The organism is Nitrosospira sp. Nsp13 (genome assembly GCF_900101945.1).
Classification (GTDB): domain Bacteria; phylum Pseudomonadota; class Gammaproteobacteria; order Burkholderiales; family Nitrosomonadaceae; genus Nitrosospira; species Nitrosospira multiformis_D.
The window spans coordinates 115,816-129,574 of record NZ_FMVD01000002.1 but is presented as its reverse complement, the minus strand read 5'-3'; the positions used below and the strand labels follow the sequence as shown (position 1 = coordinate 129,574).

General features: G+C 53.8%; 14 protein-coding genes and 1 tRNA gene. 5 read left to right on the top strand and 10 right to left on the bottom strand.

The window, feature by feature from the left end; translation table 11 throughout:
- The first annotated feature begins 139 nt into the window (after positions 1-139).
- From BLO43_RS17220 to BLO43_RS04095, 3 genes are all read left to right on the top strand, one after another.
- The gene (locus BLO43_RS17220; RefSeq protein WP_368086130.1) at positions 140-400 is read left to right on the top strand and encodes a terminase small subunit-like protein; all 261 of its coding nucleotides are present in this window, start codon (positions 140-142) and stop codon (positions 398-400) included.
- A complete protein-coding gene (locus BLO43_RS04100; RefSeq protein ID WP_090905961.1) occupies positions 315-635 on the top strand; it encodes a terminase small subunit-like protein in 321 nt (106 codons plus the stop codon). Before BLO43_RS17220 ends, BLO43_RS04100 begins: the two co-directional genes overlap by 86 nt.
- Before the next feature lie 519 nt (positions 636-1,154).
- On the top strand, positions 1,155-1,364 hold the full coding sequence (locus tag BLO43_RS04095) for a hypothetical protein (RefSeq protein WP_090905960.1): 210 nt from the start codon (positions 1,155-1,157) through the stop codon (positions 1,362-1,364).
- A 109-nt stretch (positions 1,365-1,473) separates the two neighbouring features.
- On the opposite strand, the gene BLO43_RS04090 is transcribed toward BLO43_RS04095, so the two are convergent.
- A tRNA-Ser gene (locus BLO43_RS04090) sits at positions 1,474-1,563 on the bottom strand.
- A 135-nt stretch (positions 1,564-1,698) separates the two neighbouring features.
- Here BLO43_RS04090 and BLO43_RS04085 point away from each other — a divergent pair.
- The gene (locus BLO43_RS04085) at positions 1,699-2,394 is read left to right on the top strand and encodes a Bax inhibitor-1/YccA family protein (protein ID WP_090905959.1); all 696 of its coding nucleotides are present in this window, start codon (positions 1,699-1,701) and stop codon (positions 2,392-2,394) included.
- An 82-nt stretch (positions 2,395-2,476) separates the two neighbouring features.
- Here the strand turns inward: BLO43_RS04085 and rlmD are convergent, their stop codons facing one another.
- The 9 genes from rlmD to BLO43_RS04040 form a co-directional block, all read right to left on the bottom strand.
- Positions 2,477-3,793: a 23S rRNA (uracil(1939)-C(5))-methyltransferase RlmD gene (gene rlmD / locus BLO43_RS04080; protein WP_090905958.1), complete on the bottom strand. Its 1,317-nt coding sequence runs from the start codon at positions 3,791-3,793 to the stop codon at positions 2,477-2,479.
- Positions 3,794-3,844: 51 nt separating this feature from the next.
- Positions 3,845-4,618: a 3'-5' exonuclease gene (locus BLO43_RS04075; RefSeq protein ID WP_090905957.1), complete on the bottom strand. Its 774-nt coding sequence runs from the start codon at positions 4,616-4,618 to the stop codon at positions 3,845-3,847.
- A 66-nt stretch (positions 4,619-4,684) separates the two neighbouring features.
- A complete protein-coding gene (locus tag BLO43_RS04070) occupies positions 4,685-5,107 on the bottom strand; it encodes a YdbL family probable chaperone protein (protein WP_090905956.1) in 423 nt (140 codons plus the stop codon).
- A gap of 36 nt (positions 5,108-5,143) precedes the next feature.
- A complete protein-coding gene (locus BLO43_RS04065; RefSeq protein WP_090905955.1) occupies positions 5,144-5,353 on the bottom strand; it encodes a hypothetical protein in 210 nt (69 codons plus the stop codon).
- Between the two features lie 7 nt (positions 5,354-5,360).
- Positions 5,361-7,391: an intermembrane phospholipid transport YdbH family protein gene (locus BLO43_RS04060; RefSeq protein WP_090905954.1), complete on the bottom strand. Its 2,031-nt coding sequence runs from the start codon at positions 7,389-7,391 to the stop codon at positions 5,361-5,363.
- A gap of 163 nt (positions 7,392-7,554) precedes the next feature.
- Entirely contained in the window at positions 7,555-8,442 is an 888-nt protein-coding gene (gene cysM, locus BLO43_RS04055) for a cysteine synthase CysM (protein WP_090905953.1), read from the bottom strand.
- A gap of 214 nt (positions 8,443-8,656) precedes the next feature.
- Positions 8,657-8,953, bottom strand: a complete 297-nt coding sequence (locus BLO43_RS04050) for a ComEA family DNA-binding protein (protein ID WP_090905952.1) — start codon at positions 8,951-8,953, stop codon at positions 8,657-8,659.
- Positions 8,954-8,982: 29 nt separating this feature from the next.
- Positions 8,983-9,444, bottom strand: a complete 462-nt coding sequence (gene ssb, locus BLO43_RS04045; RefSeq protein ID WP_090905951.1) for a single-stranded DNA-binding protein — start codon at positions 9,442-9,444, stop codon at positions 8,983-8,985.
- Positions 9,445-10,803: an MFS transporter gene (locus tag BLO43_RS04040; RefSeq protein ID WP_090905950.1), complete on the bottom strand. Its 1,359-nt coding sequence runs from the start codon at positions 10,801-10,803 to the stop codon at positions 9,445-9,447. It lies immediately after the preceding gene.
- Positions 10,804-10,929: 126 nt separating this feature from the next.
- Here BLO43_RS04040 and uvrA point away from each other — a divergent pair, with 126 nt between their 5' ends.
- Positions 10,930-13,749, top strand: a complete 2,820-nt coding sequence (uvrA, locus tag BLO43_RS04035; RefSeq protein ID WP_090906088.1) for an excinuclease ABC subunit UvrA — start codon at positions 10,930-10,932, stop codon at positions 13,747-13,749.
- Positions 13,750-13,759: the final 10 nt, after the last annotated feature.

The window sequence follows — 13,759 nt, the reverse complement described above, 5'->3', positions numbered from 1 at the left end:
ACAAAAGGCTATAAAGAATCTGTGCTACTTTCAAACGCATTCTCGAGCCTATAACGTTGCTTGTTAGGATGATTGTTGGTCAGGACGGCAAATATTCACTTGCATTCGCGCGGTGCGCATATCGGCGAAAACTGCCGATATGCTCAAATCCTTAAAAAAGGAGTTTGCCATGACAATAGGACGACCCGCTCTGTTTACACCTGAGATGGCTAACGCGATTTGCGATCGATTGATAAATGGCGAGTCACTACGTTCGATTTGCCGCGATGAGACAGTGCCCCATCAAGCCACTGCCTTTCGCTGGATCGCATCCGATGAACATTCCGCGAGCAATACACGCGCGCACGAAGGCAAAAGGTTGCACTGCAGTTGCAGAACATGCACTGGACATTGCGGATGATGGATCCAACGACTGGATGGAATCACACGCCCCCGAAAACCGTGGCTGGCGGTTCAATGGGGAGCACGTGCAGCGCTCCAGGTTGCGCGTAGAGACGAGAAAATGGTTTCTATCAAAATTAATGCCCAAGGTATATGGCGATAAATCCTCAGTGGAGCTGAGTGGCTCGCTGGACTTCGCTAAGGAAATTCTTGCTGCACGTAAGAGGGTAGCGAAGAAATGTGTCACAGAATGAAATAATGCCGCCCCTGAAGGTAAATTTGTTTATCGGCAAAGAATCGTCCTACTGGGGCTGTTGGCTGCTGAATTTTCCACACGTGTTTTGGCTCCATCAACATCGCGGTGTGCAATTGAGCGAGGCTGCTAGGAGGTCGCGAGCGGTTGTACCTGATAAGTTGCTATTTGGAACTTCCAGCAGCATCCCTAGCTCATGATCATCCATTGCAGAGAGGTCGTGTCTTAACACAGCCCTCCCCTACGGCCGAATCACTGCTAATTCACATAATCGGCCACCTTGCTGAGCGCATAGATGTGACTGTGCAGCTCATGCATAAGCCACCAAGCAATGACTGAGCATCTTGGCCACCGGACCGTTGTGGAAGTCGGCATTACGAACATCGATGTCAAGATAATATAAATAAATTGTGAGTTATTTGTGAACTAAAGTTATCCATGATCGTCTTACGGAGACACCAGTAAGGTGCGGAGCACCTCTTAAGTACTTTCGTAAACGCAACCACAGGAGAACTTGAAAATGGGCAAACATGTTACTTATTTGCGGACCCTCGAAGGCAACATCGAACGCTTGCCAAATGCCATCACCACGCAACTCGGTAATTCGCTGCATCCCTACCGCTATGAAGAAACCCTCGTGGGCTGGCCTGAATCCAAGGTATATTGGGCGAACGCCAGAGGTCCTGCCGTGGGTCTGGCACCGCTGGACGCAACTTTCGAGATTAGATGATCACGTTACAGCGTGAGAAATAAACGGGGAGTTACGTGGGTTGAAACGTGGGTATAGAAAGTTAATATAATAAATATTACTTTAGAAACATAGATATATACAATATTTCTGGCGGAGGCGGTGAGATTCGAACTCACGGTAGAGTTGCCCCTACGGCAGTTTTCAAGACTGCTGCCTTAAACCGCTCGGCCACGCCTCCCAAATGGGTCGCACGAATCATACCGTTTTGGGACTAATTTTTCCAGTAAGGCCTCTATACCCATAATGATATTGCAACTTTCCATAAACATGCGTAGTCTTATGCATGTAGAAGTTCGTCAACCAAGGAGACGTCATGCAACCTGAACTGAGATATTCCGGCTCAACCGCGCAAACCGGGGTTGCTGTTGTTCGCAACAAGGTCCTGCGCAACACTTACTGGATGCTCGGCCTGACCATGATTCCGACGATGTTCGGCGCAATGATTGGGATGAGCACCAATTTCGCATTCCTTGCGCAAGCGCCGATCATGGGGCCGCTGGTGATGCTGGCCGTAATGATGGGCCTGCTGTTTGGGGTGAGCGCCACGCGCAATAGCGTGATGGGGATTGTGCTGTTATTCCTGTTTACGTTCGTTGCGGGCTGGTGGCTGGGGCCGATGCTGCAATATGCGCTTCATTTCAAGAATGGCGCGCAGCTGATAGGAACCGCCGCCGCCGGAACGGGAATGATCTTCTTCACCCTGGCAGGAATCGCGACAGTAACCAAGAAAGATTTTGGCTTCATGCAAAATTTCCTGTTCGTGGGGCTGGTATTGCTCATCATCGCGTCCATCGCTAACCTGTTCTTCGCCATGCCGGCAGCTTCGCTCGCCATCTCGGCCGTTGCGGTGCTGCTGTTTTCCGGCTTTATCCTGTTTGACGTGAGCCGTATCGTTAACGGTGGAGAAACCAACTACGTCATGGCGACAATGGGCATTTATCTTAGCCTCTATAATCTGTTTACCAGCCTGCTGCATCTGTTGTTGGCATTCTCGGGTGAACGAGACTGACAGTCTGAGTAATCTTTGATGAAAAAGGGCGACTGTTACCAGCCGCCCTTTTTTATTCCCAATCCTTTTTCCAGTCATCTCTCTAAACGGCGGCTTTTTCAAACAAAGCAATGGATTCGACATGTGCGGTGTGCGGAAACATATTCACCACCCCTGCTGCCTTCAATACATATCCCTTCCCATGCACCAGCACGCCCGCATCGCGGGCCAGCGTAGCCGGATTGCAGGATACATACACAATGCGCGGGGGCGCTGCGCTTCCTTCTCCCAACGAATTGACCGCGGCAATTGCACCCTCGCGTGGCGGATCAATCAGCATTTTGTCGAAATATCCCTGCCCTTGCATCCAGGCTTCATTTATTTCAAACAGGTTGGCTTCGATGAATTGCGTATTACGCGCGAGCCCATTGCGTCTCGCATTCTCCCCCGCTCGCCTGACCATGGCCACGCTGCCCTCGTAACCCGCCACATGCGCGCCACGCCGCGCGATTGGCAGGGTGAAATTTCCCAATCCGCAGAATAAATCCGCAATACGTTCCGCCGGTCGCGGATCGAGCAAGTTCAGCGCACGTCGCACCAGTATCCGGTTCATAGCGGGATTGACCTGGGTAAACTCGGTCGGGTGAAACGGCATGACAATATCGAATTCCGGCAGGGTGTAATTCAACTCCGGCGCGTTTTCCGGGTAAAACGGATAAGCCGTCTGCGGGCTGCCTTCAGGTTGCAGGAAAAACTGAATGTGATGCCGATCGGCGAAAGCCTTGAGTAATGCTTCGTCCCGTGAGGTAAGCGGCTCCAGGATACGCAATACCAGCACATCTACATCCTCGCCCAACGATACCTCGATTTGCGGGATACGGTCGCGGATCGATAGGCTTCCCACCAGTTCCCGTAACGGCAGGATGAGCCTGGAAATACGCGAGGGCATGACTTCGCAAGCCCGCATATCGGCGACAAAACTGCTGCGCTTCTCGTGAAAGCCGACTAGAACGCCGCCCTTCTTGGCGACATAGCGCACCGACAGCCGCGCGCGGTAGCGATAACCCCAGGCTGCCCCATATACAGCAGGCAGGATTAATTCGGGCTCGACCTTGCCGATATGCTTGAGATTGTCTTCCAGAACGCGTTGTTTTGCCGCCACCTGAGCGCGAGCGTCCATGTGCTGCAGGCTGCATCCGCCGCATATCCCGAAGTGTCTGCATTGGGGTGTGACCCGCGCATATCCTGGCCTGAGAACCTGCCCCACCTGCGCCATCTCGAAGTTTGATTTCTTGCGATAGGGATTGTAGGTGACCACTTCACCAGGCAGCGCACCTTCAATGAAGATGACTTTACCTTCCGCGTGCGCAACCCCGCGGCCTTCCTGATCCAGGGATTCGATGGTGACGGGGGCAATCATCCTAAAGCCGGGAGTTGGGCGGGGCAAAGTGAATAGGCGTCGTCGTTGCCGCTACGGCCACTGACCGAGAAATTCCTGCCAGTGAGGTTCGGAAGACTTGCCCAAGGTGAATCGTACCAGCTCGCATTCGCGTTGATACTGCTCGTCGTCGAGAATACCGCGCATGAGCTGGAAACGCAAAAAGACCAGATAGGTATTCACTACATCGGTTTCACAGTAGTTGCGAATTGCGGCGATTTCCCCACTCTGGAAGGCGCCCCAGACTTGGGAACCCTCCATGCCGAACTTTCCGGGAAAGCCCATCAGCTTCGCCAATTCGTCCAGTGGCGCATTGGCGCGCGGCTGATACAGCGCCAGCAAATCCATTAAATCGAGATGACGCGTATGGTAGCGGCTGAGGTAGTTGTTCCATTTGAACTCGCGGTCATCATCGCCCATCTCCCAGTAACGGCGTGCCTGTAACCCATGAATCAGGCTGCGGTAATGAAGTACTGGCAGATCGAAGCCCCCGCCATTCCAGGACACCAATTGCGGGGTGTATTTATCGATGCCTTCGAAGAACCGGCGAATGAGTTCCGCTTCGGAGTCTGCCGCACTTCCTAGTGACCATACGCGAAAATCATTCTTGTCGCGCAGTGCACACGAGATTGCGACGATCTTCTGTATGTGTAATTGCAGGAAATCGTTGCCGACAGCCTGGCGGCGCGACTGAAACGCCATGTCGGCGATATCGGCGGCAGCAAGCTCCGGGCCAAGATCATGAAGCTTGCGCAATCCCTCGATATCGGGAACCGTCTCGATATCGAAAACCAGTACCGGCGTCACGTTAAGGGGATCTCAAACGAATTTGATTTGCGAATTTGCGGATTTGCCAATTTATGGTTTGGGATTCTATTTTCTGACCCACGAACCGCTCGCCGCCTGGTACCACCACCCCGGTCTGGCTAATTCGATCCAGCGTTGACCAAAAGTGGAACGGATATCCCCTTCCCATTCGGGATGGCCATTGGCACGGGCTATTTCGCGATAAAGCGCATTTCTGTCCTGATTCTCGGAGGCAATCAAGGCATTGACCGGCTGGCGTGCCGATAACGGCAGCGCGTTAGCGTCACGCATGGCAATAAGCCCGTCACGCGTAAGCCCTACCGCGCCTCTCGCATAGTACGGTTCCAATTGGCTGTGCCGTTGCTGCATGCTTTGCTTGAGGGTCGCAATCGCCGGCGTATTGATCTCGATATCGGCTGCCGTGTAGCCAGCGAACGATGCCGGAAGCAGTATCATCAGCAATATCAAACGGGAAACTGGATTGCGCATGGTATTCACCTTTTAATGTTACGGTTGTAGCGGTTGCTATGGTTGCACAGGAGGCTGGGATGGAACGGGCTTATCCGTCGCTTGCCCGCCCTCTTCGGGCTTTTTGAGCTGCCACACTTCTTCAATGATCTTGTCCGCCGCTTTTTCGGCCGCGGCTGCGGGGAAATAAATATTAATGGTGACACACCCCGACAGCAATGTACCCGTCAATGTCAGCAAGCCCGCGCGAAAAAAAATGTTTTTCATATCGTCCCTACTGAAAGATAGGTTTAACGTTTGCTTGAGTGATCCGCTGCAGGCGGTTAATTAGTTCCCACCAGTCCACATTGCGATTATAGCCTATCACCGTGATCGCCGGAATTCCACCACCTTTGACGATGACATAACCTTGCGCCGGATGCTCGGACGCTATCCCGCCCATATGGCAAATACCGTTGCGCAATGAACAGCTCCAGCCGATCTTTGAATAGCCGAATTCCTCAAAAATATGCAGGAAACTGCGTTGAATCGCGGCTGCCGCCCCCGATCCTCCCAGAGAGGAAATATTCTGCACGGCGGCCTGGCTGATACGGCGCGGATAGTTGCCAGGGCTGCTCATGATGCTGGCGTCAAACTTTATCGGTTTCCAGTCAAAAAGTTCAAGGCCATGCACCGCCACATCAATACGGCCTTGCATATTACCGAATGAAAACACGCCGGTCAGCAGATTGAGATCGAGATTGCGCATATCCAGATCTCCCGCAAGCGACGGTGCCCGACCCATCGGGTCCAGCACCATCATGTTTCTCAATTCCACTGTGCCGTCGAATACCTTAAAAAGCAGGGCACCATCCATTTTGAGAGTGTGACCCGTGTAGCTCACTTTGGGGATCGTGCCGGACAGCGTACCGTACATGGGACGGCTTCCCAGCGCTTCCGTCAACCGCTGCATGGATATAGGCGAAAGCCCGCCGCTGAATTGCCAGTGCCAGTCCTGAGCCTGGCGCGATGCACGGAAATTCTCCAGCGTAACCTCGCCGTCCAGAACCGGAACGGTCATCCGCGAGATGGCGAGATCTTGTCCGTTAATCTCCAGCGGCACACGAAATTCTCCTAGTGGTATTCGCGATAACTGACTGCTCTGGATGCTGATATCGGCTATTGACACCCCTTGCGCCTGCCAGGGAATGTTGGCGTTCACGCCACGAAATGCAAAGCGCTCGTGTTCGTCTTCCACCGAAACGTCACGCAAATTGAGGGTGAGCAACTCGCTGGCACCATTGCGGTAGCGCAATCGAATCCCGGCATGCCCCGCAGCTTTTAACCCCGTAAAGGAGGTATCCGCCAGAAAAGGTTTCAGCACTTGACTGAACAACGCGGACAATTCCAGATCGCCAGCAAGCAAATCAAGATCGCGCAGTGTGTTGGTGGATCGATCGGCCACGCCCGATAAATCCGCCTCGCCGATACCCGCGAGCACAAGATTTCCCTTGAGCAGGCGAATGCTGCCGTCATCCAGGTTGCCGCTGACACGCAAACGATGACCTTGGCCCGTAAAATAAATCGGTTGCCAGAACACTTCCCCCTGCGGCCAAATCACATCGGCCTGCCATTCCCATAAATTTCCCGACTGGGGATTCTGACGTTCAGCTTTGGCGGTAATTTCTCCACTGATATTCTCACCCGCATGCAAACCGCTGACATCGCTAAACGCCAATCCATCCACCACGAAATTGGCCTCCATGTTAGCAAGCCCGCCGGCATTACCGCGCAACCTGGCCGTACCATTGATTTTCCCCTTGGCAGGCGCAAGCATTTCTCTTTCTTTATCCGGCAGTAATTCGGCAATGCGTGCTACCTGTCCGTTGGTCACGGTCAGCACGCCTTCCCACGCCGCGCCTCCCCAGTGGGCAGAAAGCCGCCAGCCTTCGCTGGCTTCATTGGAAGTCATCTGGATTTTTACATCCAGTGTTTTAGCGCGGGAAGAATAATGAAAGGTTGCGGGTATCGACGCTGATTTGGATAGCCGTAATACTCCATCATCACAGCTGATCAGACCCTCGGAGAACTGAAATGTATGGCAGGAAAAACGTAAATTACGCCAGATCTTTCCCTGCACCGTTACTTCACCCAACGTTATCTCCAGCAATGATGCTTGCGGACCGGCAAGGCTAGCCTGTATCCCCTTTGCATTTAAAAGGGGGCTGTGAACATCATCGACGGAAAGGGTAATGAGAGGCGCAGCGTATGCGGAAGAAATGGCGATGAAGAATGCTGGCAATATTTTGACGAGCAGCTTAATCATTATCGTCCCGGCCAAACATGAACTGCGTAGCGCCTGATCAAGCAGCCTGCAGGACTCTACAGGACTTAGAGGAAGCCCGCTGCAAAAGCTTCGATTCTTCATGTCCAACAACTGCTAGACCCAGAAAAATGACGGATACCCCACGCTGCTGAGGGCTGATAACTCAGGCCGGAAAAACCCCCGTGGAAAGGTAACGGTCTCCGCGATCGCAAACAATGGAAACAATCACCGCATTGTGTAACTCGGCGGAAATCTTGAGTGCTGCCGCCAACGCACCTCCCGACGAAATTCCGGCAAAAATTCCTTCCTCGCGCGCCAGCCGCCGGGTCATATCCTCGGCTTCAGCCTGGGAAACCAGGATAACGCAATCTACCCGGCTGGCATCGTAGATTTTTGGCAGGTAGGCTTCCGGCCATTTGCGGATGCCGGGAATCTGCGCACCTTCTTCCGGCTGTACGCCGATGATCTGAATCTCCGGATTTTTTTCCTTGAAATATTCGGAGCAACCCATAATCGTACCGGTGGTCCCCATGCTGCTCACCAGATGAGTAATCTCCCCTCCGGTATCGCGCCAGATCTCGGGAGCGGTACCTTCGTAATGTGCCCGTGGATTATCGGGGTTGGCAAACTGATCCAGAATGATTCCGCGCCCCTCGTCACGCATCCGCTCAGCCACATCCCGTGCTTCTTCCATGCTTCCCTCTTTTGAAGTCAGCACGATTTCCGCGCCAAACGCTTTCATGGATTGCCTCCGCTCCACACTCAGATGCTCCGGCATCACCAGTATCATGGGATAGCCCATGATCGCCGCCGCCATCGCCAGAGCAATACCGGTGTTGCCGCTGGTGGCTTCTATTAGCGTATCTCCGGGCTTGATCTCCCCGCGCGCTTGCGCATGCCTGATCATCGATAACGCCGGACGATCTTTCACCGAGCCAGCGGGATTATTCCCTTCCAGCTTGGCGAGAATGACATTACTGGTTTTCCCCGGCAAGCGTTTAAGTTTTACCAGGGGGGTGTTACCGACAAAGTCTTCTATGGTTCTGAACATATCCAATTAATTCGCAAAGAATTCGTAAAAGATGGATCGTGCCGGATTATCGCATACGTGCCGTTCGAAGGCCCATTACAAAACGAACACAGGATAACTACCAAGTAAACGCCCGAAGTATCTGTTTCTCGTAGGATGGGTGGAGCAAAGCGCAACCCATCGGCAATGATGGGTGCGGCGTAATGTCTCCACCCATCCCACCAATGCCAGGTTTTTATTGCCTGACAGCTGGCTTATTTTCCTTGGCTGCCGCAGAAGTGCCGCCAACCGTAATGTCCTTGCGCAGTTGCTTCATGGTGGCGGGACCAATGCCATTAACCTTTTCCAGATCGCCCGGCGATTTGAATGGGCCACTCTTCTTGCGATGATCGACGATAGCCTTGGCTTTGGCCGGACCGATTCCCCGAAGGGTCTCAAGCTCGCCCTGAGTGGCGGTATTGATATTGACAGCCGCGTAGACCGGACCAGTAAGCGCAAACAACATGACAATAAGAAAAAACAGTTTTCTCATAACTCTATATGGCACGTGATTGCATCACATCAAAACGGAATATCGTCATCCATATCATCGAACCCCGTGCTGCTTCTTGGAGCAGTTTTATTGCTGCCGGATGTACTCGGTGCAAAACTGCTCTCTTCCCGCTCCCCCGCCTCGTAGCTGCCGCTGCCCGGTTTGCTTCCCAGCATTTTCATGTCGCTGGCGATGATCTCGGTGGTATAGCGTTCGGCACCAGACTTGTCGGTCCATTTACGGGTTTCCAGTCGTCCCTCAACATATACCGGGCGGCCTTTCTTTAGGTACTCGCCAGCGATTTCCGCCAGTTTGCGGTAAAACGTGACGCGATGCCATTCGGTTTTTTCCTGCTTTTCACCATTTTTGTCTTTCCATGTTTCCGTGGTTGCCAAAGTGATATTGGTCACCGCGTCGCCATTTGGCATGTAGCGGGTCTCGGGGTCTTTACCGAGATTGCCGATGAGTATGACTTTGTTGACTGATGCCATTTACGCTTCTCCCCCAAGTAGTTGAACAACCCCTTCTTCGTCAAAGCCTCGCATATCCACTTTCAGGTAAGCCACGCCTTCACTTGCCAGCACCAGTGCTTCATGCACACCGGGTAGCGCCGCCAATTGACGCGATAGCCCGCTGGCCTTGCCCGTATCCATTTCCTCCACATGGTACATTCTGGTACGCACGGCGGCAGGCGCTTTCATGGTGGCGGCAAACAGCAGCCATAACATCAGCAGGATGCCACAAAACGCAAACAGCGCGGAACTGCCATGATGCTCAAATAAATAGCCGCCAGCGGTGGCGCCGACAAATGCGCCGAGAAATTGAACGCTGCTATAGACGCCTATGGCTGTGCCCTTCGCGCCGACCGGCGCTATCTTGGAAATAAGCGAGGGCAAGGTTGCTTCCAGCAGATTGAACGCGGCAAAGAAAACCAGCAGCGCCGCTGCCGTCCCCCATAGGGATTCGAACGTATACGCCAGCAATACCTGGCTTGCCAGCAATAGAGCCACGGCAATGGTAAAAACCGGCTTGAGTTTTGCTTTCTTTTCCGCATAGATGATCGCCGGAACAATCAGAACCATGGAAAAGAGCAATACCGGAAAATATACCTGCCAGTGGGAATCTACCGCCAGACCCGACTTGCGCAATGACAACGGCACCACCAGCCACAGCGCCATCAGCACTGCATGTAACGCAAACACACCGAAATCCAGACGTAGCAATTCGGGATTATGCAAAACGTTACCAAAGCGTCCTGATGATGCCTCGGTATCGGAATGGAAACGGCTGATCAATGGATTGGGAATGATCTTGTAAACCACCGCCATCGCCAACAGTGCCAGCACTCCGGTCATGGCGAAAATTCCAGGGACGCCAATCAAACGATTGAGTGCCGGCGCGACAATCAGTGAGAGCGCAAAGGTGGCACCGATGGTCATGCCAATCGTGGCCATCGCTTTGGTGCGATGCTCCTCGCGGGTGAGATCGGCGGCAAGCGCCATTACCGCGGCGGAAATCGCCCCCGCGCCTTGAATGACGCGGCCAAAGATTACCCAATAAATATCCGTGGCGGATGCGGCCACGAAACTGCCCGCGGCGAACAGAATCAAGCCTATGTAGATAACAGGCTTGCGCCCTATCCGGTCGGACAACCAGCCGAAAGGTATTTGCAGTATCGCCTGGGTCAGCCCATAGGCGCCAAGGGCAATGCCGACCAGCGTATAGTTGCTCCCGCCGGGCAAATGCTCGGCGTAAAACGCGAACACGGGCAGGATGATAAACATGCCAAACATGCGCAACCCATAAATACCGGCCAGACCGGCGGTAGCGCGCAACTCAATCGGGGACATTTTCTCGGGGGGTGATGAGACGGACATGAATCAGATTGGGAAAATGCGGAGAAGTTGAGTATATTAACAGGTTTGACCGGCACTCAGATAGCCCAAGGTTGTCATGAGTGACCAATGGAAGCGTCGATGGAACTCATAAAAATTCGCGGTGCGCGCACGCACAACCTCAAAAACATCAATCTTGATCTGCCGCGAAACAAGCTGATCGTCATCACCGGTTTGTCCGGTTCCGGCAAATCCTCGCTCGCGTTTGACACGCTTTATGCGGAAGGTCAGCGGCGCTATGTGGAATCGCTCTCGGCGTATGCGCGGCAATTTCTGCAATTGATGGAAAAGCCCGATGTCGATCTGATCGAAGGCCTTTCTCCCGCTATCGCCATAGAGCAGAAAGCGACATCGCATAATCCGCGTTCGACCGTGGGCACCGTCACGGAAATACACGATTACATGCGCCTGCTATTCGCGCGCGTGGGCGATCCGCAGTGCCCCGACCACGGCATCACGCTGATCGCGCAAAGCGTTTCGCAAATGGTCGATCATGTGTTGAAGCTGCCGCCCGATACCCGGCTAATGATACTGGCGCCGCTGGTGGTGGGGCGCAAGGGCGAGCAGCTGGATTTGATCGATGAGCTGCGTGCACAGGGTTTCGTGCGGCTGCGGATAGACGGCAACATACATGAAATCGATGTGCTGCCAAAATTGCAAAAGAATAAAAAACACACGATTGAAGTGGTGGTAGATAGGCTCAAGGTCACTCCCGATGCCAAGCAGCGGTTGGCTGAGTCATTTGAAACCGCGCTGCGCCACGCTGACGGACGCGCTTTGGCGGTGGAAATGGATTCCGGCCACGAGCATCTTTTTTCCGCCAAGTTCAGTTGCCCGGTATGCAGCTATTCGCTGCCCGAACTCGAGCCGCGCTTGTTTTCCTTCAATAACCCGATGGGCGCCTGTCCCAAGTGTGACGGCCTGGGGAAAATTACATTCTTCGATCCCAAGCGTATCGTTGCTTTTCCTCATTTGTCGCTGGCTTCCGGCACAATCAAGGGCTGGGATCGACGCAACCAGTTTTATTACCAGTTGCTGGCGAGCCTGGCCAAGCACTATGATTTTGACTTGGAGATGCCTTTCGAACAACTGCCTGAAAACATTCAGGACATCATCCTCAAAGGATCAGGCAGGGAGAAAATAGCATTTTCGTACCTGAATGAAAGCGGCGCCCGAACCCAGCGGACACATACCTTCGAAGGCATTATTCCCAACCTGGAGCGGCGCTATAAGGAGACAGAGTCGCAGGCCGTGCGCGAGGAGCTGGCAAAATACCTGAATTCGCAGACCTGTCCCGAATGCGCCGGCACCCGCCTGCGGCGCGAGGCCCGCCATGTGCGGGTGGGGGGGCGGGCCATTTTCGAAATCAATGCGCTGCCCCTGAAACAGGCCATGGTTTTTTTCGATCAAGTGGAGCTGACCGGGCAAAAGCATGCCATTGCGGAAAGAATTGTCAGGGAAATTTCCAGCCGCATGTTATTCCTCAACAACGTGGGCCTCGATTACTTGTCGCTGGATCGCTCCGCCGATACCTTGTCTGGTGGGGAATCCCAGCGTATTCGACTTGCCAGCCAGATCGGCTCCGGGCTGACCGGCGTAATGTATGTGCTGGATGAGCCTTCCATTGGTCTGCACCAGCGCGACAATAACCGACTGCTGGAGACACTCAAGAATCTGCGCGATCTTGGCAATAGCGTAATTGTGGTGGAACACGACCAGGACGCCATACTCTCCGCCGATCATGTAATAGACATGGGCCCGGGTGCAGGCGAGCATGGGGGAGAAATTATCGCACAAGGCACACCGGAAGCCATTCGGAAAAGTACCAGTTCCCTGACTGGCAGGTATCTTTCGGGGCAACTGGTCATCGCGCTGCCGGAAAAGCGCACCCAACCAAACAATGATCGCTGGCTGCGGATTGAAGGCGCATCCGGCAACAATCTGAAAAACGTCGATCTCAACCTGCCGGTGGGACTGTTCGTTTGCATCACCGGGGTGTCCGGCTCGGGCAAGTCTACCCTCATCAATGAAACGCTCTACCTTGCGACGGCACGCTACCTCTACGGCAGCAGCACGGAGCCCGCTCCGCATCAGAGCCTGGATGGCCTGGCGTTCTTCGACAAAGTCATCAACATGGACCAGAGCCCCATCGGGCGCACGCCGCGCTCCAATCCAGCCACCTATACCGGCCTGTTCACGCCTATCCGCGAACTGTTCGCGGGCGTACCCCAGGCGCGCGAACGCGGCTACGGTCCCGGACGATTTTCGTTCAACGTCAAGGGTGGGCGCTGCGAAGCCTGTCAGGGCGACGGCATGATCAAGGTTGAAATGCATTTCCTTCCCGATATATACGTGTCATGCGACGTCTGCCACGGCAAACGTTATAACCGCGAAACCCTGGAGATTCAATACAAGGGAAAAAATATCAACGAAATTCTGCAACTGACGGTGGAGCATGCACACGAATTTTTCAGCGCCGTGCCGGTGGTAGCCCGGAAGCTCCAAACGCTGCTGGATGTGGGTCTGGGCTACATCACCCTGGGTCAATCCGCCACTACGCTTTCCGGCGGAGAGGCGCAACGGGTAAAACTTTCGCTGGAACTTTCCAAACGGGATACCGGCCGCACGCTCTACATCCTGGATGAACCCACCACCGGCCTTCATTTCCAGGATATCGACATGCTGCTGAAAGTGTTACACCGGCTACGCGACCACGGCAATACCGTGGTGGTAATCGAACATAACCTGGACGTGATCAAAACCGCTGACTGGATTATCGACCTCGGCCCCGAGGGAGGCGAAGGCGGCGGGCAAATTATTGCTGAAGGCACGCCGGAGGAGATTGCGGCGAGCGAGAACAGCTTTACCGGTCATTATTTGAAAAGCGTGCTCGATTCCTGATCGGGTTCGC